15 protein-coding genes are annotated in these 20,041 nt (G+C 31.0%); 5 read left to right on the plus strand and 10 right to left on the minus strand.

The features are described from left to right. The first annotated feature begins 154 nt into the window (after positions 1-154). From DIS07_RS01995 to DIS07_RS02005, 3 genes are read left to right on the plus strand one after another with little or no spacing between them, the layout of a single operon-like run. Positions 155-904 carry a (Fe-S)-binding protein gene (locus DIS07_RS01995; RefSeq protein ID WP_109403541.1) on the plus strand — a complete coding sequence of 250 codons (750 nt, stop codon included), beginning with the start codon at positions 155-157 and terminating at the stop codon, positions 902-904. A 3-nt stretch (positions 905-907) separates the two neighbouring features. Beyond that, a complete protein-coding gene (locus DIS07_RS02000; protein WP_109403542.1) occupies positions 908-2,275 on the plus strand; it encodes a LutB/LldF family L-lactate oxidation iron-sulfur protein in 1,368 nt (455 codons plus the stop codon). Beyond that, positions 2,268-2,846 carry a LutC/YkgG family protein gene (locus tag DIS07_RS02005; protein ID WP_181374505.1) on the plus strand — a complete coding sequence of 193 codons (579 nt, stop codon included), beginning with the start codon at positions 2,268-2,270 and terminating at the stop codon, positions 2,844-2,846. The genes DIS07_RS02000 and DIS07_RS02005 overlap by 8 nt, the downstream gene beginning before the upstream one ends. Positions 2,847-2,916: 70 nt before the next feature. Here the strand turns inward: DIS07_RS02005 and aldA are convergent, their stop codons facing one another. The 6 genes from aldA to DIS07_RS02035 all read right to left on the minus strand — a co-directional run bounded on the left by aldA (position 2,917) and on the right by DIS07_RS02035 (position 11,850). Beyond that, positions 2,917-4,356 carry an aldehyde dehydrogenase gene (aldA, locus tag DIS07_RS02010; RefSeq protein WP_109403544.1) on the minus strand — a complete coding sequence of 480 codons (1,440 nt, stop codon included), beginning with the start codon at positions 4,354-4,356 and terminating at the stop codon, positions 2,917-2,919. 106 nt (positions 4,357-4,462) lie between these two features. Further along, complete coding sequence (locus DIS07_RS02015; protein ID WP_109403545.1) at positions 4,463-5,611, minus strand: alpha-hydroxy acid oxidase; 1,149 nt, start codon at positions 5,609-5,611, stop codon at positions 4,463-4,465. Between the two features lie 15 nt (positions 5,612-5,626). Then, positions 5,627-6,916, minus strand: a complete 1,290-nt coding sequence (locus DIS07_RS02020) for a class II aldolase/adducin family protein (RefSeq protein ID WP_109403546.1) — start codon at positions 6,914-6,916, stop codon at positions 5,627-5,629. A 47-nt stretch (positions 6,917-6,963) separates the two neighbouring features. Next, positions 6,964-8,343: an FGGY-family carbohydrate kinase gene (locus tag DIS07_RS02025; RefSeq protein ID WP_109403547.1), complete on the minus strand. Its 1,380-nt coding sequence runs from the start codon at positions 8,341-8,343 to the stop codon at positions 6,964-6,966. An 11-nt stretch (positions 8,344-8,354) separates the two neighbouring features. Then, complete coding sequence (locus tag DIS07_RS02030) at positions 8,355-9,635, minus strand: sugar isomerase (protein WP_109403548.1); 1,281 nt, start codon at positions 9,633-9,635, stop codon at positions 8,355-8,357. 94 nt (positions 9,636-9,729) lie between these two features. Then, complete coding sequence (locus DIS07_RS02035) at positions 9,730-11,850, minus strand: bifunctional aldolase/short-chain dehydrogenase (RefSeq protein WP_394340960.1); 2,121 nt, start codon at positions 11,848-11,850, stop codon at positions 9,730-9,732. A gap of 276 nt (positions 11,851-12,126) precedes the next feature. Between DIS07_RS02035 and DIS07_RS02040 the strand changes: the two genes are divergently transcribed. Together DIS07_RS02040 and DIS07_RS02045 are read left to right on the plus strand one after the other, a co-directional pair. Continuing rightward, on the plus strand, positions 12,127-13,173 hold the full coding sequence (locus DIS07_RS02040; RefSeq protein WP_181374506.1) for a GntR family transcriptional regulator: 1,047 nt from the start codon (positions 12,127-12,129) through the stop codon (positions 13,171-13,173). 83 nt (positions 13,174-13,256) lie between these two features. Then, positions 13,257-14,297 (plus strand): GntR family transcriptional regulator, encoded by a 1,041-nt coding sequence (locus DIS07_RS02045; RefSeq protein WP_109403846.1) that lies wholly within the window; start codon positions 13,257-13,259, stop codon positions 14,295-14,297. On the opposite strand, the gene DIS07_RS02050 is transcribed toward DIS07_RS02045, so the two are convergent. From DIS07_RS02050 to DIS07_RS02065, 4 genes are read right to left on the minus strand one after another with little or no spacing between them, the layout of a single operon-like run. Beyond that, positions 14,294-15,448: a lactonase family protein gene (locus DIS07_RS02050; protein WP_109403549.1), complete on the minus strand. Its 1,155-nt coding sequence runs from the start codon at positions 15,446-15,448 to the stop codon at positions 14,294-14,296. The genes DIS07_RS02045 and DIS07_RS02050 overlap by 4 nt on opposite strands. 10 nt (positions 15,449-15,458) lie before the next feature. After that, positions 15,459-16,436, minus strand: coding sequence for a Kelch repeat-containing protein (locus tag DIS07_RS02055; protein ID WP_109403550.1), 978 nt, complete (start codon positions 16,434-16,436; stop codon positions 15,459-15,461). An 18-nt stretch (positions 16,437-16,454) separates the two neighbouring features. Further along, positions 16,455-18,938, minus strand: a complete 2,484-nt coding sequence (locus DIS07_RS02060; protein WP_109403551.1) for a heparinase II/III domain-containing protein — start codon at positions 18,936-18,938, stop codon at positions 16,455-16,457. A gap of 10 nt (positions 18,939-18,948) precedes the next feature. Then, on the minus strand, positions 18,949-19,995 hold the full coding sequence (locus tag DIS07_RS02065) for an alkaline phosphatase family protein (protein ID WP_109403552.1): 1,047 nt from the start codon (positions 19,993-19,995) through the stop codon (positions 18,949-18,951). Between the last annotated feature and the right edge of the window lie 46 nt (positions 19,996-20,041).

Here is a 20,041-nt window from a genome sequence, read left to right on the forward strand (position 1 = left end):
TATATGGTTTTGATATTTTTAATCAAAACACTACTTATAATCTATATAATATTTAATTATTCTTTTAAAAAATGACCTAATCATCAGGTTAGAACAGGACACTAATAGCTTTAGTTTAGCCTACCTTTATTTAACTTAATTGACCTATTAACAAATGAAAGAAAAATTAAAAGTAGGGTTATTTATACCTTGCTATATCAATCAACTATATCCCCAAATTGGAATAGCAACCTTAGAGCTATTAGAAAAACTTGAACTTGATGTTTATTATCCTCAAAATCAAACTTGTTGTGGGCAACCTTTAGGGAATTCTGGTTACGAAGAAGATTCTAAAGGTATATGTAATTTATTTGTAGAAAATTTTAAGGAGTATGACTACATTGTTGGACCTTCGGGGAGTTGTATTTATCACGTTAAACATCATTTTGATATTCTAGAACAAACTCCAGAAGTTCAAAGAGTGAGAAATAATGCTTATGAGCTTTGCGAATTTATTGTAAAAGTTCTTGGTAAAACTGATTTTGGAGCTTCATTCCCTTATAAAGTCGGACTTCATAAAAGTTGTCACGGTTTAAGAGGACTTAAATTGGGATCTTGCTCTGAAGTACAAGGTGAGCATTTTTCTACCGAAGAAGATTTACTAAAAAAAGTAAAAGGGTTAGAACTAATGTCGTTAAACAGAAAAGATGAATGTTGTGGATTTGGAGGTACTTTTGCTGTATTTGAGGAAGCTATTTCTGCAAAAATGGGTAAAGACAGAGTACAAGATCACTTAGATAGCGATGTAGAAGTGCTTACCGGGGCAGATCATTCTTGTTTAATGCATCTTGAAGGAATCATCAATAGAAATAAAAAACCCATTAAAGTAATGCATATAGCTGAAATATTAAATAGTAGTTTATAAATTATGGGACACGCACAAAAAGCTTCTGAATTTAACAAAAATGAAGAAAAAGTAAATTGGCACGATAAAGCCTTGTGGTATGTTAGGGAAAAAAGAGATAAATCTGCCCATAATGTTAAAGGTTGGGAATATTTAAGGGAATTAGGCTCTGGTATTAAAGCAAATGTATTATCTAATTTAGATGACTATTTGATTCAATTTGAATCTAATGCAAAAAAGAATGGAATACATGTACATTGGGCTGCTAATGCACAAGAACACAATGAAATTGTAAATAGCATTTTGGAGAAACATCATGCTAAAAAAGTAGTTAAAAGTAAATCAATGTTAACTGAAGAGTGCCATTTAAATCCATTTTTGGAAACTAAAGGCATTGAGGTTATTGATACTGATTTAGGTGAGCGTATTGTGCAATTAGCTGAAGAACCTCCTAGTCATATTGTTTTACCAGCTATTCATAAAACAAAAGAAGAAGTTGATGTTTTATTTCAAGAGCATTTAAACACAAAACCAAGTCAAGGAAACCCAGATTATTTAGTTTCCGAAGCTAGAAAACACCTTCGAGATAAATTTTTAAAAGCTGATGTCGCAATTACTGGTGTAAACTTTGCTGTTGCTGAAACCGGTGGCGTAGTAGTTTGTACAAACGAAGGAAACGCTGATATGGGTGTGCATCTTGCAAAAGCTCATATTGCTTGTATGGGAATTGAAAAAATTATCCCTCAAGAAAAACACTTAGGAATATTTTTAAGACTTTTAGCTAGAAGTGCTACTGGGCAACCAATAACAACATATTCATCACATTTTAACAAACCGGAAGACGGTAAAGAAATGCACATTGTTATTGTTGATAATGGTAGAACAGAACAATTAAGTAGAGAAGATTTTAGAGCTTCTTTACATTGTATTCGTTGTGGTGCTTGTATGAACACTTGCCCAATTTATAGAAGAAGTGGAGGACATAGTTATGATTATACTATTCCAGGTCCGATAGGCTCTATCCTATCACCAGGAAAAGATTTGAAAAAACATAGTTCTTTACCATTTGCATCGACACTTTGTGGTTCTTGTTCTAATGTTTGTCCTGTCAAAATAAATATTCACGAACAGTTATATAAATGGCGACAAGTCATTGTAAAAGAAGAAAAACAACCTGTTATTAAAAAATCTATTTTAAAAACTGCTGGTCTAGTTTTGTCTAAACCTAATTTGTATAAAATGGCCGGTAAATCTGCAAGGTTTGCACTTAAATATGCCCCTAAATTTATGATATATAATAAACTAAATGCTTGGGGAAAAGCAAGAGATCTACCAAAAGTAAAGAGTGGTAGCTTTGATGAATGGTATAAAAAAAGAAAGAAAAATGAGTAGAGAAACAATATTAAGTTCAGTTAAAAAGAACAAACCAGAAATTTTACCATTACCAGAAATTGATGAAACAGCCTTTAGAGAAGATATAGATTTAATAGCTGTATTTAAAAATAATGTCACTTTAGTTGGTGGTAATCTTATAGAAACAAATAACAAAAAGGTTGATGAAGAAATCAAAAATCTGTATCCAAATAAAAAACATATTATTTCTATTACAAAAGCATCTAAATTAGGTACTGTTAATGTTGAAAAAAACACAGATCCTCATCAACTTGAAAATATAGACTTAGCCATTATTGAAGGTGAACTTGGAGTATCTGAAAATGGTGCAGTTTGGGTAACAGCAGAAAACAGTTTTATTCGGGTTCTTCCTTTTATTACAAATGATTTAGTAATTATTTTAAAGAAAGAATCTGTCTGTTTGCATATGCTAGAAGCTTATGATATTATTGCTGAAAGGGATAGAAATTTTGGAGTTTTTATTTCTGGACCATCTAAAACCGCTGATATTGAGCAATGTTTGGTAATAGGTGCTCATGGAGCAATGAGCTTAACCATCTTTTTAGTTTAATTACTTTTAATTTTTTCACATAAAAAACTCCGTTGAAAATTCAACGGAGTTTTTTTCTTCATTATTATTTCTAGTAGTATTTCGCGTAAACTACTTTTGTATGTAAGTATTCCTCCATACCATGTTTACCATCTGCACCACCTACACCAGATTTTTTCCAACCTGCATGAAAACCTTGAATCGCCTCAAAATGCTCTCTATTTACATAAGTTTCACCAAAATGAAGACCATTTGTAGCTTTCATAATGTTATTGAAATTCTCAGAAAAAATAGAAGAAGTCAATCCAAATTCAGTATCGTTAGACATTGCAATAGCCTCATCTAAAGTATTGAATTTCATCACTGGTAAAACTGGACCAAAAACCTCTTCTTGAATAATTTGCATATCCTGCTTAACATTAGCTAAAAGAGTAGGATTGTAAAAGTATCCTTTATCAAATTTATCTGGTCTATCACCTCCAACTAAAACTTCTGCTCCTTCTTTTTTAGCAAACTCAACCATTTCAGTAATTTTGTCTAATTGGTCTTTAGATACCAAACTACTCATATCTGCATTTACACCTGTAAGTGCATCTTCTATGGTAACTTCGCTCATTTTTTTAGTAAGCTTATCTACAAACTCGTCATAAATACTATCTTCTACATAAACTCTTTCTGCGCAATTACAAACTTGTCCACTAAAAATAACTTTAGATGATACAACAGAATTGATTGCTAAATCTAAATTAGCATCAGCACAGACAATTGCAGGAGCTTTCCCTCCTAATTCTAAAGATACTTTAGTAATGTTTTCTGCAGCAGCAGTAATTACTTTTTGTCCAGCACCTACACTACCTGTTAAACTAATGATACCTGTAATAGGGCTTTTAGATAAAGCGTTTCCTACTGTTCTACCTGCACCACATACAAAATTTAATACTCCTCTAGGTAAATCAATTTTTTGGATAAAATCTACAAACTCCATTATCGTATTCGGAGCTTCAGAACTTGGTTTAATAACACACGTATTTCCTGTAATTAATGATGCCGCAACTTTACGCGCCATTACAAAAAACGGGAAATTCCATGGACAAATTCCAACTGCTACTCCAATTGGAACCTTGTGTAAATATATGTGTTCTTTTTCCCTATCACTCTGAATGATTTCTCCTTCAATTCTTCTAGCCCAACCAGCATTATAATCAAAATAATCTGCAGTAACATCAATTTCTACTTGAGCTAAACCAATTACTTTTGCTTGTTCTCTAGACAATGTTTCTGCAAGAAAAACTCTGTTTTCTCTAATAACATCGGCCATTTTGTGTAAAAAAGCGGCTCTTTGTATAGCAGGTAATGCTTCCCAAGCAGGTTGAGCTGCTTGTGCGGCTTCTAATGCGTTATTTGCATCTTCTACCGTACCTGTAGATATTGTACTAATTACTTCTTCTGTACATGGATTTAAAATCTCAATGACAGATGTTGCTTTTGAATCTATAAACTCACCGTTTATATATTGTTTGTAATGTTTCATATAGTTATGTTTGTTTGATTGTTCTACTTTAAGATATACAAAATTACACGCTCAAAAAAAGCGTTGTAATTTATTTACATAAAATATTATTTACCTTTTACTGAATTTATTTTATCAAATGATCCGGGAAATCTGAAGTTTTCTCACAACACAATTGCTCCATAACTTGCTGTAATTCAGTTTTTAAAAGAGAAATTGTATGATTTCCTCCTTTATTACCAAGTGCTGATACTCCGTACATAAATGACCTTCCCATAAATGTAAACTTAGCGCCACTAGCCATAGCTCTTGCCACATCAGGTCCTGATCGAATACCACTATCCATCATTACTTCAATTTGGTCTCCATATTTTTCAGCAATAGTCGAAAGTGGTTTTATTGTAGATTCTCCTGCATCTAACTGACGTCCTCCATGATTTGATACAATAATTCCATCTAAACCTAATTTAATGGCTTGTTCAGCATCATATTCAGAAGCTACACCTTTTAAAACTAATTTACCCTTCCACATTTCTCTAATAGGTTTAATCTTATCTTCATTTAACCTACCAGAAAAAGTCTGATCCATAAACTTACCTAATTGTTTCAAATCTAAATTCTTTGGCATATAAGGCAAAAGATTTGCAAAGTTAGGAATACCGTGTTTAAGGGTTTGTAAACTCCAATGTGGTCTTCCAAAAGCTTGTAATATGTTAGTTAAATTCATTTTTGGTGGCATTGCCAAACCATTTCTAATATCTCTAGGTCTGAAACCAAAACTAGGCACATCACATAAAATAACTAAAACAGGACATTCAGCTGCAGCAGCTCTATTTATGATATCGTCTCTTAATTTATCTTCTGTAGGATGATATAACTGAAACCAAGCTTTACCCTCTGTTAATTCCGCAGCTCTTTCTATACTTGTAGTGGTTACAGTACTTAGTATGAAAGGAATATTATGATTAAATGCAGCTTTTGCTAATATTTCTGGCGAATTTGGCCACATTAACCCTTGTAAACCTACAGGTGCTATACCAAAAGGAGCATCGTACTCAATACCAAATAAATTCGTTTTTAAAGAAGAACCATGATGCTTTCTTAAGTAATTTGGTTTCAACTGAACTTCTCGTAGTTCTGATGTATTTCTAATTAAGTTAACATCTTCATTACATCCACCATCAAGATACTCAAATGCAAATTTTGGTATTTTTTTTTGAGCACGTTTTCTTAAATCATCTACTGAAGGGTATCTTGTATCAAAAGATAAAGCCATATTATATATTTTTTTTTAAGATAAGAATTTCTTTCTCAAATCTTCTACTTGTTCATCATTAATTGGCACCATATTACCTAGTGAGTGACCTAAAACAATTGACTTTGCACTAAATTCTGCAACTTCTAAATAATCAAAAGTTTGCAATAATTTGTCTCCTGTAATAATTATCGAATCATTTTCAATAATCAAAGCTGTTGGACAATTATCTACAATTTCTGTATTATTATTTTTTCTAAAATGATTACCATATTTAACAAAGTTAATATCTTGTAAAAAGATCCAACTTTCTGGTATAGTTCTCACATCTAAATATTCACCTGTCACTCCAAATGCCATTAAATATGGCGATTGGGTCATTATAATAGAATTTACATCTGGATTTCTATTGTAGATTTCTTGATGAATCCAAGCTGCTCTACTTGGTGTTTTACCAGCTTCTCTATGTCCATCTTTAATTTGTACTATGTCATCTAACTGAATATCCCAACGATTTTTATTGGTTGGAGTAATTAAGAAATCATTTTCATTCCAACGCATTGAAACTGTTCCATACGAACTTATCATTAAACCTTGTTCACAAGAACGTTTCACTATTTCGCAAATTTCTAAACGTTTTTCAACTTCATCAGCAGGGTAAGTTGCAGTTTCCATTTCTGGTAATACTCCTGTAGCTTGAGCTTCAAACTGATCAATTTGACTATCTGTTAAATACTTAGGTTTCCCTATTTGAGAACCATATAATATTGTACTTGCACAGAATTCTAAAGCTTCAAATCTTTCGTAAGCATCGGTTAAATCACTTCCACCTAAAACGGTTCCATGATTTTCCATAATAATCGCTTTAAATCCTTTTTTAAATTCGTCTGCAATTACCTCTCCTAAATCTTCACTGCCAGGTATTTCATATTTAGCATATCCTATAGGACCACAAATATGTTTAGCTTGCGAAATGATATTGGTATTTGGTATTTGTCTAACAATACTAAAAGAAACTAACGCAGGTGGGTGTGCGTGAATTACAGATTTAATATCTGGTCTTGCTTCATATATAGCTTTATGGAATGGAAATTCTGATGATGGTTTATGCTTACCTATAATTGTTCCGTCTTTCTTAACACAGATAATATCTGATGCTCTTAAAGAACCTTTATCGATAGCTGATGGTGTTACCCATATATCTCCGTCATCATCAATAATTGAAACATTACCACCAGAAGTTGTGGTCATACCTCTTTTATAAATTCTACTAATTACTTCTGTAATTTGATCTCTTGGATGAATTAATTTAATATCCTTTGACATTTTATTTTGTTTATATGTTTAATTTTATTTTTATCTTTTTATGAAAATTAACCATTAACTATAAAAGGTACGTGTTTTTTAAGCGCGTAATTCTTTTTCAAAAATTTAGAATTTAATTTAGTGTCAGAAATTGCAATTGCAGCTCCTAAGGCAGAACCTAGAGATGCTTTTGTGGTTCTTAACTTCATTCCTCTTAAATAATGAGATAATAATTTTATATAAATATCATTATCAGAAAATCCTCCATCTATATATAGTCTATCAATTTTTTGGGTGTCAGCAATTCTCTTTACACTTTCTACTTGTAACTTAACCAATTCTATCATCAAATGATGATATGCATGTTCGAAATTATTATACATGTAGTTTGTCTTTTCTGGCATCTGTTTATGTTCAAATGATTCCCATTTAAATGAATATTTAAAATCTTTTAAGATTTCGAAATATACATCATAGTTAAACTCTACAGTTTTGTGGTAATCTTTATCTACACCAAATTTTTCGGTTAATTTATTTACTTGAATTTTATATTCATTTCCTAAAAAAAGTCTTGAGGATTTAACTGGCTTTCCGTTAATTCGCATATAATTAATGCAATCTGCTTTTACATCTTCATCTGTTAGTGGTGTATCTATAAACGGATTTAATGCAATACTCCATGTTCCTGTTGAAACTAAAACAAATGGTTTTTTCACACTTCTCACGTAAGGTAAGAGTGCTGATGAACTATCATGAATACCAACTCCAATTTTAACTCTTTTACCATTATAGTTCATATTTATACTTGTTTCAGTAGAAACTATAGGTGGTAAAATTTTATGAATTTCTTCTTTATAAACCCAGTCTTGATAATCTTTTGTTTCATAATTCCATAAGATTGTATGACAACCAATGCTTGTAAATTCGCTTAATGGAACTCCAGAAAAGATATAACTCAGATACTGAGGTAAGTGTAATGAATACTTTATTTTCTTAAAAATCTCTGGTTTTTTATGCTTTAACCAGTACAGTTGCAACCCTGAATTTAGTAATCCTGGAGATTTTGATGAACCACTTGTTCTAATTAATTCTAAATCATTACCATACTCACTATAAAATTGCTCCACTGTTTCTGAATCAATTTCTTTTGTATAGTTGTATAGTGGAGTTAAAATTTCTCCGTTTTCATCCAAATGAACAAAACTTGCTCCATAAGTTGAAAAATTAATAGCTTTTACACTAAACTCATCAGATTTTAAAATCTTATGAAAAACTTTTTTTAACCAATTTTGAAGTGCATGAATATCTTCTGTAGGATGACCATCTTCATCTTCGATTTCATCAAAAGAAGCGTATTCTTTATGAACCTCTTTAAACTTTCTATCAAATAGAAAAAACTTTTTATTAGTTTTTCCTATATCAAAAACTGCAGTCACTTTTTGTTTCATAAGATTTTTTTTTAAAGTCCTGTTGCTACAGTATTTCTTCCTCTTTCTTTAATTAGTTGTTCTCTTATCCCTAAAGATCTATAAGCGCCTATTGGATTAATTACACCGCCTACATTGATACGTGCTTTTTCTAAGAGAGGTCTTACATCTGTTCTATAAGCTCCTTGAAGAATCTCTTGACATTTTACAACATCATTATCTAACTGTGCAGCTTTTAAGGCATCTTGATCAATTAACAATGCTTTTGCATATGCCTCTTGAATTGCTTCTAAAGATTGGATTAAATCTTCTAAAGGATCTTTTACATTGTGACTCGCGTCAATCATCCACGCTAAATCTGGGTTTTGTGGATTGTTTTGCATTCCATATACCAATTCATTAAAGATTAAGAATAAAGCATAAGGTTTAATACTACCCACTGTTACATCATCATCACCATATTTACTATCGTTAAAATGGAAACCTCCTAATTTACCTTTTAATTGTAAAATAGATACAATTTGCTCGATGTTTGAATTTGGTAAGTGGTGTCCTAAATCTACTAATGTGTAGGCTTTATCTCCACATCCATTAGCTAACATTAAAGAAGCTCCCCAGTCTTGAATTACTGTACTGTAGAAATTTGGCTCATAAGGTTTATATTCTACTAATAACTTCCAGTCATCAGGTAATCCTTTATAAATATCAATTAAACTATCTTGTGTGTTTTGAAAAGCAGTTTGGAAGTTATTCTGACCAGGAAAACAAGAACCATCTGCTAACCAAACTGTTAATGCTTTAGACCCTAACTTATCTCCAATTTTTATTACATCTAAGTTATGTTGAATCGCTTGTTCTCTTACGGCTTTACTAACATTACTTAAAGAACCATATTTATAACTCTCCTTCGCATCACTTTGATCTTGAAAAGTATTAGAGTTTACTGCATCAAACTTTATATTTAAAGCATCTGCTTTTTCTTTGATGGCAGCATAATCTGATGGAATATCCCAAGGTATGTGCAAAGACACAGCACCGGCGGTCTGTGTTAAACTGTGTAAAATACCAATATCATCTATTTTTTGCTCTAAATTTGATGGTTCTCCATAAAAAGAAAAACGACCAAAGCGTGTTCCTCCAGCACCTAAAGCCCAACTTGGTATTGCTACTTGAAACTCTGCTAATTTAGCTACAATGCTATTAACATCTTTTCCTTGTTTTGTTAATTTACTTGATAAAAAATCGAAGTTTTCTGCGTGTTCTGATACAACTTTCTTATTGTAATCTGAGATTTCTGATTGTTGAATTTTCATACTTATCTTAAGTTCTTAATTAAGTAAGACTTCTATAAATCATAATAAAATCTATAGAAGTCTTGGTCTTAATTCAAATTAAATTACTTTATTGTTATCTGACAAATGCGTTTGCCATCCCTCCATCAACATTTATTATGTTTCCTGTTGATTTATCTAGTATCCCTACTAGCGAGAAGACTCCATTCGCAATATCGTCTGGTGTTATAATTTCGTTGAGTAGGTTTCTTTTTGCATAAAAAGCTGGTAATTCTTCTACAGTTATTCCATTTGCTTTAGCTCTACCTTCTGCCCAAGCTCCTTCCCAAATTTTACTTCCTACAATAACTCCATCAGGATTTACTGTATTTACTCTTACTTTATCTTTTGCTAATTCTGCTGCTAATAAACGTACCATATGTTGTTGAGCTGCTTTTGCTGTTCCGTAAGCAACATTATTAGGACCTGCAACCAAACCATTTTTACTTGCAATAGCAATATAGTCTCCTCCTAAACCTTGCTTACGAACGATTACTGCAAATTGCTTAGCCAAATCAAATTGACCTTTAACTAAAATACTTTGTAAAATATTCCAATCTTTATCTGTGGTATCAGTTAATGGTTTAGAGATTGCTAAACCTGCACTATGTACAATCATATCTACACCTCCAAATTCTAATATTGCTTTTTTGTAAGCGCTTGCTATAGATTCTGTATTCGTTACATCACAAACTGCATAAGAAGAAACATCTCTAGCATAAGTTCCGTTAGCTTCAATTAATGCTTGCTCATTAATATCTGTTAACACTACATTTGCTCCTTCTGCTGCTAATTTATCTGCGATAGCTTTACCAATTCCACCACCAGCTCCAGTAACTAAAGCAACCTTTCTAGATAATGGTTTTTCTTTTGGCATACGCTGTAATTTAGCTTCCTCTAATAACCAATATTCAATATCGAAAGCTTCTTGTCTTGGTAAAGAAGTATACTCTGTAATTGCTTCTGCACCACGCATTACGTTAATTGCGTTAATGTAAAATTCGCTTGCTACACGAGTAGTTTGTTTGTTTTTAGCAAAACTAAACATACCAACTCCTGGGTAAATAATAATTACAGGGTTTGCATCACGAATTGCAGGGCTATTGTCTTTTTTACAAGTATTGTAGTAATCTACATATTCTTGACGATAAGCTGCAAATGCTGGTTCTAATTTTGCTTTTACAGCATCTGCATCAGATAAATCTTCATTTTTATCTAAAGTTAAAACTAAAGGTTGAATTTTAGTTCTTAAAAAATGATCAGGACAAGATGTTCCTAATGGAGCTAATCTTTCTAAATCATTACTATTAATGTATTGCATTACTACATCAGAATCAGAAAAATGACCTATCATTCTGTTTTCTGAAGAACACAAACCTCTTAATAAAGGCATTAATTGAGCGGCTTTTTCTAAACGCTCTTCTTGCGGTAAGCTTTCAACTTTTTGACCACCAAAAACTTCGCCTTGTTCTTTTAATTTTTGTTCTATGTACTCAGAAGCCATTTCAATAACCTCTAAACTATTCATGTAACACTCGTAAGAAGTATCCCCCCATGTAAATAAACCATGGCTACCTAAAACGATTCCTCTAATTCCTGGGTTATCAGCTAAACAATTTTCTAACTGCAATCCTAAATCAAAACCTGGTTTTTGCCAAGGCACCCATCCCATAGTATCTCCCCAAATTTCTTTGGTAACTTTTTCACTATCTTTTGCAGCTGCAACAGCAATTAAAGCATCTGGATGTAAATGATCTATATGCGCAAAAGGTAATAAACCGTGCAATGGTGTATCAATAGAAGGTGCTTTACTATCTAAATCGTAAATACAATGGTTAAATAAACCAACCATCCTATCTTCATCGTGCAATCCTTGATAAACATTTTTTAAATCACGTAATCTACCAGTATATAGACCTGCTATTCCCGAACGTGTTAATGTACCAATGTCTCCACCTGAACCTTTAACCCACATTACTTCAACTTCTTCATTTGTTAATGGGTCTTTTTCGATTGTCTTACAACTTGTGTTTCCACCTCCGTAATTCGTAATTCTCAAGTCTGCACCCAAAATATTTGAGCGATATAAAAACAATTCAACTTGATTATCTCCAAGCGATAATGCCTTTTCATCATCCCATAAATAATCTACATATTTAAAGCTTTGTGTAATTTCTTTCATTATTGTGTTAGTCATTAGTTATAGTCCAAAAATAGATTTGAATCTAAACATTTGTATCCTGTACTATACCGTAAATAATTAAATTATTTAAAAAAACACTTCATGTTTAATTTATTTTGCTTCTAAACACAAACTAATATTTAACTCTATACCTTTAGTATTAATCAACTTTATATACTTTTTAAGCTCATTAAAAACTCTAAGCTGGTATTAATTTTTAGAGTTATTAACATCTCTTTTATTACATTTGACTTTTATTAGTAACTTAGTGAAAATAAATTTTTCGATATCATGAATATTTCGAAACTATTAAAAATAGATAAAAACTCGAGGGTACCTAAATACCAACAAATTGTAGATTCTGTTGTCCATAATATTTCTATTGGAAAATTAAGCATGGATCAGAAAATACCTTCAATAAATAAATTGAGCGAAGAATTTTATCTTTCTAGAGATACTGTAGAAAAAGCTTATGGTATTCTTAAAGAGCGCAAAGTAATAAGAGCTATTAGAGGAAAAGGGTTTTATATTTCTAGAACTAAGTTAATATCTAAGGTTAATATTTTGTTTCTTATAAACAAGCTGAGTTGGTACAAAATGGAAATTTACAATTCTTTTATAAAAAGTATTGGTCCAAACTCTCATGTTGATCTTCACATTTATCATTGCGATGAATCTTTATTTTTAAACTTGTTAAATAAGCACAAGAAGGCTTATGATTACTATATCATCATGCCCCATTTTAAAACTGACAAACTACAACACACAAGCACTACTAATGCTATTTCTTCTGCAATTAGTAAAATACCTAAGGAAAAACTCATCATAATGGATAATAAAAACATCCCTATAAAAGACAATATCATTACCGTTTATGAGGATTATGAAAACGATATATACAATGCTCTTAAAAAAGGAATTAAAAAAATATCAAAATATAAAAAAATAATTCTGATATATCCAGAAGCAACTGTTTACCCTTACCCAAAAAGAATAAAAAAAGGATTTATAAAATTTTGCGGAGAGCATAATTTAGATTTTGATGTTTTAGACAGGGTTTATGATGATATGATTATTTTAAAAGGTGATTTATTTATTACCATAGAAGAAGACGATTTAATAAGCTTAATGCATCAAATAAAAGAACAAGAGTTTTCTTTAGGTTCTAATATTGGAGTCATATCATACAATGACACTCCTTTGAAAGCATTGCTTGGAATTTCTGTGATTTCAACAGATTTTAAGTATATGGGAACAACAACCTCTAGAATGATTTTAAACTGTGAAACGGGAACTGTAAAAGTACCTTTTAGTTTCATTCATAGAAATTCTCTTTAAAATCACAAAAAATCAACACTATTTATGCTTTTATTAAGAATAAATTTCTATTTTTAATAGATTAAATTAATAGATGCATGGATATGATGAAACTTATAAAGATAGATGAAAACTCTAGGGTACCTAAGTATCAACAAATAATTGATTCTATTATTCATAATATTTCTCAAGGCAACCTTGTTATGGATCAAAAAATTCCGTCCATAAACATGTTCAGTGAGGAGTTTTATTTATCTCGAGATACGGTAGAAAAAGCATATAGTATTTTAAAAGAACGTAAAATTATAACCTCTATTAGAGGAAAAGGATTTTATATTTCAAGAACTAAATTAATATCTAAGGTAAACATACTGTTTTTAGTGAATAAATTAAGTTCTTACAAACTAAAAACTTACAATCATTTTATTGATAAAATTGGTGCTAATTCTCATACGGATCTACACATATATCATTGCGATGAGACCTTATTTTTAAATTTGTTAGAAAAAAACAGAGGAGCTTATGATTATTTTATCATTATGCCTCACTTTAAAGCTGATGATTTAAATCATATTACTTTACCAGAAAAAGTTATGAAGGCTATAAAATTAATACCGAAAGATAAATTAATTATTTTAGACAATGTAAAACCTAGCTTTAGTAACTCTGTAGCACAAATTTATCAAGATTTTGAAAATGACATTTACAATGCCTTAAATGAAGGGTTAGAAAAAATAAAAAAATATAAAAAAATTATTTTAGTATATCCTAATAAATCTGTATATCCTTACCCTAAAAGGATTTTACATGGGTTTAGGAAGTTTTGTATTGAGCACAAATTAGATTTTGAAATTATTGATAAAATCTATGAAGATATGATTTTAAAAAAGGGAGATTTATTTATAACCATAGAAGAGCAAGATTTGGTAAACTTAGCAAAACAAGTCAGAGAAGATGAATTTGTTTTAGGAGAAGAAGTTGGAATCATATCCTACAATGAAACTCCTTTAAAAGAATTACTAGGAATTACCGTTATTTCTACAGATTTTAAAGTAATGGGGGAAACTGCTGCAGAAATGATTTTGAATAAAACTAAAGGAATTGTAAAAGTCCCTTTTAATTTTATCGATAGGCAATCTCTTTAGTAGGTTTTCATTTGAATACTAGACGGGTTTTTTACACTAATATCAAAAGGCAACTTTGTTAACTTACCAGACACTATATCTCTCTTAAAAACCACAATAGTATTTGTATACATATTAGCTACCAAAAGAAAATTTCCTGAAGGATCTATTCCAAAATTTCTTGGATGCTCTCCATAAGTTGACTGGTGACCAACCAATTGTAATTTTCCACTATTCTCATCAACAGAAAAAATAACAATAGTATCTTCTTCTGGACCACGGTTTGAAGCATACAAAAACTTACCATCTGGAGAAATGTGAATATCTGCTGTTCTGTAAATATGTTGTTTTTGCTGATATGTAAGATAATCTTCTATAAAACCTAAATTTCCGTTACTATATGTATACGCATCTATTTTACCACTCAATTCATTTACCAAATACCCAAATCTCCCATTAGGATGAAACGCAAAATGCCTTGGACCACTTCCTGGTTTTGTTTTAATTTCTTTAGGGTTTTCTAAAGAAACTTTTCCCTGTTTTTTTACAAGCTCAAATCCTCTAATTTTATCTGCTCCCAAATCATGGGCAAAAACATAGTTATTATCTGGAGAAAAATTAGCAGAATGCATATGAGATGCTCTTTGCCTACTTTTAATAATACTACTGTCTTTAAACTGTAATACTTGACTGTTTTCTGACAAACTACCATCGTTATTTATCTTAAAAAGACTTAAACTACCATCAGAATAATTAGAGTTTACTAAATAATTCCCTGAACTATCAATAGCTAAGTGTGCAGGATTTAATCCTCCACAATCTTGTATATTTAATAGATCTATTTTTTTATTAGGAACATCAACTTTAAACGCAGCTACTTTTCCATTATATTTCTTTTGGCTATCTACTACCGAATATAAATATTCGCCATTAGGAGATAATCGTTGAAAAGAGGTATTTGTAATACTATCTATAGTATGTTTTAAAGTAGATTTTCCTGTTTCGGTGTCAAATTCATAAACATGAATTCCTTCTCCTGTTTTTTTATCTGTAAAACTTCCTACAAAAAGTAAGGTTACTTCTTCTTTTGTTTCAGTACAAGAGGAGAAAATAGACACCATTAAAACAGTTATAAAAATTGATGCTATATAATTTTTAAAATTGATTTTCATAAAATTTGATTTAGTGTAATATTTCTAGTGAAGATAATTCAGGTTTTCCTCCCCTATTTCCACTACCAGCTGCAATATATATTTTATTATTGAAAAGCACAGATTGAGTTCCATGTCTTCCTCTTTTTAATTGAATAGAACTACTCCATTTATTTGTCGATAAATCCAATATTTCAATTTGATCGTGTGCCGTTTTTTGACTAGCACTTTCACCCCCAATAACAAACAAATTTCCGTTACGTATAATACAGGAAGCACCAGCTCTTTTTGTAGGAATGTTTAAAGATTCTGGTAAAGTAACCCATTGGTTCTTTTCAATATCAAAAACATCAATTTCTGCAATAGTTAAATTAAACGTTTGATTTGTTTTTGCTGATGAATTTCTACCACTAGCACAATAAATTTTATTTTGATGAATAGCTGCATGAAAATGATCTCTTGGTCTTGGCGCGTCTTTTAGAGTAGACCATTCGCCTGTTTTAAAATTGTATGTATCCATCCACGAAACATGTCCAGTCCAATGACCATCTGTTATTCCGCATAGTACATAAGCAAAATCACCTTTTACTACCACTCCTGCAGAACCCCTTCTTCTAGTTTCTGGGATGGTATTTCCCCAAATCCATTGGTTACTTTTTGTTTGATAAATTAATATTTTATCTAAAGGTTTTTCATGTGGATATTTTCCCGTCATTGCCCCAATAATATAAATATCATTGTTATAAGTTACTGCTTGAAAATGATGAATTTCAACAGGTGGCTTAGAGCCTTGTTTCCAACTGTTTGTTTTTTTATTAAAAATATCTATGGGTTTAATTTTTCTTCCACCAATAAGATACAACAACCCATTTACTGCTACAAAACCACACTCGTGTCTTGCAGAAGGTAAATTTTCTGTTGATACTATTTCACTTTTTGTAATAACATTTGGTGCACAGCTAAAAAAATAAATACAGCTAACAATTACAATTTTTAAATAGAGTTTCATAAGGTTTTACAAATGCTATTATTTAGAAAAATCAATATACAAGCTGTTTGTCTTGCGATCTATTTCGAAGATTTTCTTCTTAAAACGTATTTCTTCTCCTTCTCCTACATAAATACTTTTTAATGTTTTATTTTTATCTAAAGAGATGACCGCATAAGATCCTTTAAAATAAATTTCGTCATTTTGAAATACTTGGTTTTTAGATTGCGTAATTACATATTGAGTCAACTGTTCCTTTGGCGTTTTACTTACGATTTCTAATCCTTTGTAAACACCATCTTGCTCTAACTTAGCAACAGATTGAATGGTTGGTTTTTCTTTTTTATGATAAGGTTCATACACCACTACAAATGGATTTTCCCAAGCTTCTCCTTTTTTTCTAACCACTAAAGTTGGTGTTGGTAATTTATGATATGGTTTTGGTGCTTCAAAAGTAATGGGCGCTTTTACTTTGGTATACGTTCTATTTAAAAAACCTGGAATATGTAATTGCATAAAAACCGAATTGCCTTTTAATTTTTTAGTATGAAAAGTTGCAACCACATCTTTTTTATAGGTCTTAGAAGTTTGCACATCCTTAAAAAAGTGCCAACCTGGGTTCCTATATTGTTTATTATGCACCCATTTCTTATTTGCATTTGCCATGTATCGATTTGGTGTTTTCTCAAACACTAAATCTTTATTATCAAAAATCAACTTATCTCCTATATTATGATAAAGATAATCATGATATTCATTTGGCAAGTCCGATTTAGAGCGAAAAACATCTACATAATATCCTGTGGTTGGAGATGTTCTTATTAAACCTAACGTTCTTTCTTGAATGGCTTCTGCTTTTTCTCCTTTATCATCTTTAAAACTTGTTTGACTAAAAGAATGGTAAGGAGACACTCCTTTTCCGCCAACTTTAGGTTCCATAGCAATTAGTTCAACACTATTGATACCTAAATTTACCCAACCACCTTCTCCTTGCGAACTTCCGTTTACAATTACAGTATTGTGTGCTGCATAAATTCTAGAATAATTTTCGTGTAAATCTTTTCCATATTTCTTTCTCCCATGATCTACACCTAAAACTTGCCCTTCTCCATACAATTCAATATTCATACCTTCTGCATGCCCATGCACCATATGTGCACCTCCTACAAAACCCATCAATCCATCTTTTGCATTACCAGTACTACTTACATTTCTTTGCAATACAATACCTGCATGATAAACCCTATCTGTTCTTGGTAGCTTAATTTTGTTAGATTCTCCATAAATGGCATCATCATACCAAAATAAGGCCTCTATATTTTTTCTTGAATATTTTCCTTTATCTAGTGCATTCTTTAACAGTGGAGCAAATTTATCTTGTAAATACTTTAAGCTATCCATCTTAGCCAAAACATAAGCATTTTCGTAAGCCTGATAAGAACCATGTTGTCTTCTATGACCATCTCCCCAACGTATAATTTCATTATTTGGATAGACCAAATCATCCAACCTTGGTAGTGCAAATAAGATATTTGGATATTTAGCTCCTAATTTTAATGATGGATTATATTTATTAATCACCAATAACAACTTGGCTAAAATTTCTGTGGAATGATTTAAATACTGTGAAGTTTCTGGCCAAATATCACCTTGATTTTTATAATTTTTTGCCATAATTGGCAAAGCATCTTGATTTTTTGTGTTTTCTGTTAAAAAGTAGGACAATAATTTTTCACGCTCTTCTTCATCATCCATTGCCAAGGCATTGTAGACCAAATTAGGTGCTTCTAAAACTGAATGATTGGAGCCAGTTTGCCCATAATTTATAGTGATATCTGCATACGTTCTACAAACGTTTTGAAGTTCATCAATAGGAAAAGATACTTTTTGATTTTGAACAATATCAAAAGCATTGCTTCCTTTTTTAAGGTATGTAGCTATGAAATCATAAATTAATGGAACTTTATACCCAATTACACGAACTTCTCTAAAACCATCATAAGGAAACAACCAACCTCCTCTACCGTGCCAATCTGAAAGTTTAGATTTCTGTACAGATTTTACAAAAGAGTATAAAATACTACTTGCCATATAAGCGTATTTCTCATCTTGGGTTATATAGTACATAGTACCACAATCTAAGGCAATTTGTAAATATTTAATTAGTAATGCTGCAGGTTTCCATTCTTTATCGGTAGCATTGTCTAAATTTCTATGTTTTCCTTTTTCTACATGGTCTGTTTTATAAAACGGAGGAAAACTATTGTTTGAAGTCTCACTCCAGTTAAAAGGTAATTTTTTAAGATATGCTTTGGGGTTTCGATTGAACTTATTAACCTCTATATCTGTCTTTATTTTTAAATTTTCATGAATCTTTTTCGCCCAAGATTTTGTTTGTATTTTATCTAAAATTACTGATCTATCTGAAGCTTTTACTAAAATAAAAGGGCGTTCAAATTTTTGGCAATAGGTTTTTAACCCTAATAACATAAAAGAAAACAATAAAATACTTTTTAATTTCATTCTTCAAAATTTAATCGTTGATATACTTTATCATTGCTTCTCTATAATGCAAATAATTGTTAGGAGGTGATTTTTTGTTATCTTCTAAATATTTTTTTATCCATTTTGGATGATTTATATCTTTAGAATTTCCTTCAAATATATTTTTTAAAAAAACACCTGTGGTACTTGTTTGTTTAAGATAATCAATTCTAGAAGTATAACCTTTTAATTTAGGTAAATTCATAAAATAATTTGTCAATATCGCTATATCTGGAGATTCAGCATATGGAATAGTTGCTCCTTTTTTTACACCATTCCCGTAAAAATTCATATAAATTTGCCATGAAGATAATTGCTCAGAAAGGTGATTACTTTTTCTTAAAGTTCCCATTCCATGGTCTGCAGAAATAATAAAAAAAGAATTTTTCCACAAACCTTCTTTTTTTAAAAAGGTAACTAACTTTGCTAACTGAGCATCTGCATTTAAAATGGCTTTAATATACATTGAATCTGGATTTGTTTTCCCTTCAGGACCTTTCCAAGAACTTCTAATTTCTTGTAAATGCAAGCGTACTAACCTTGCACCATCTTGCTTAATATGTTTCATCCCTAATTCAACAACTTTTTGATCGGACATAATAGCTGCATAATGGGTATCTGCAGTTGTAAAAACATCATACAATGTATGTCCTCCTACATAAACAGATTTAATTCCTTTTCGTTTTGCAGATAAAAATATATCATCTAGATTTTGTGACTCAAAAACATGAGTTCCTGTATGCATTCCAATATTTGGTGGAGATGCTCCTCTCCAAGGTTCACTGCCATCTGGTAATTTAACTCTCCCAACAGGGCTATTTGAGTATGCATCTTCTACAACAACTCCGTTATTTCTAAAATATCTTAAATTTTCTGCACCCGCTTTAATTGCTGTTTCTACAGCGTCTTTCATTAATCCATCTATAATAAATTGAATAACTATAGGTTGTTGTTTTTCTATTTTTTTTACTCGTTTTAGTTGACTGCAATTAATTAGCAATAAACTTGAAATAATTAATGTAAAAAAGGTTCTCATATAAATTATTCTGTATTCTAAATTCAGCTTGTATTAAAAAAAATCA

Origin of the sequence: Polaribacter aquimarinus (assembly GCF_003129485.1) — a bacterium.
Classification (GTDB): Bacteria; Bacteroidota; Bacteroidia; order Flavobacteriales; family Flavobacteriaceae; genus Polaribacter; species Polaribacter aquimarinus.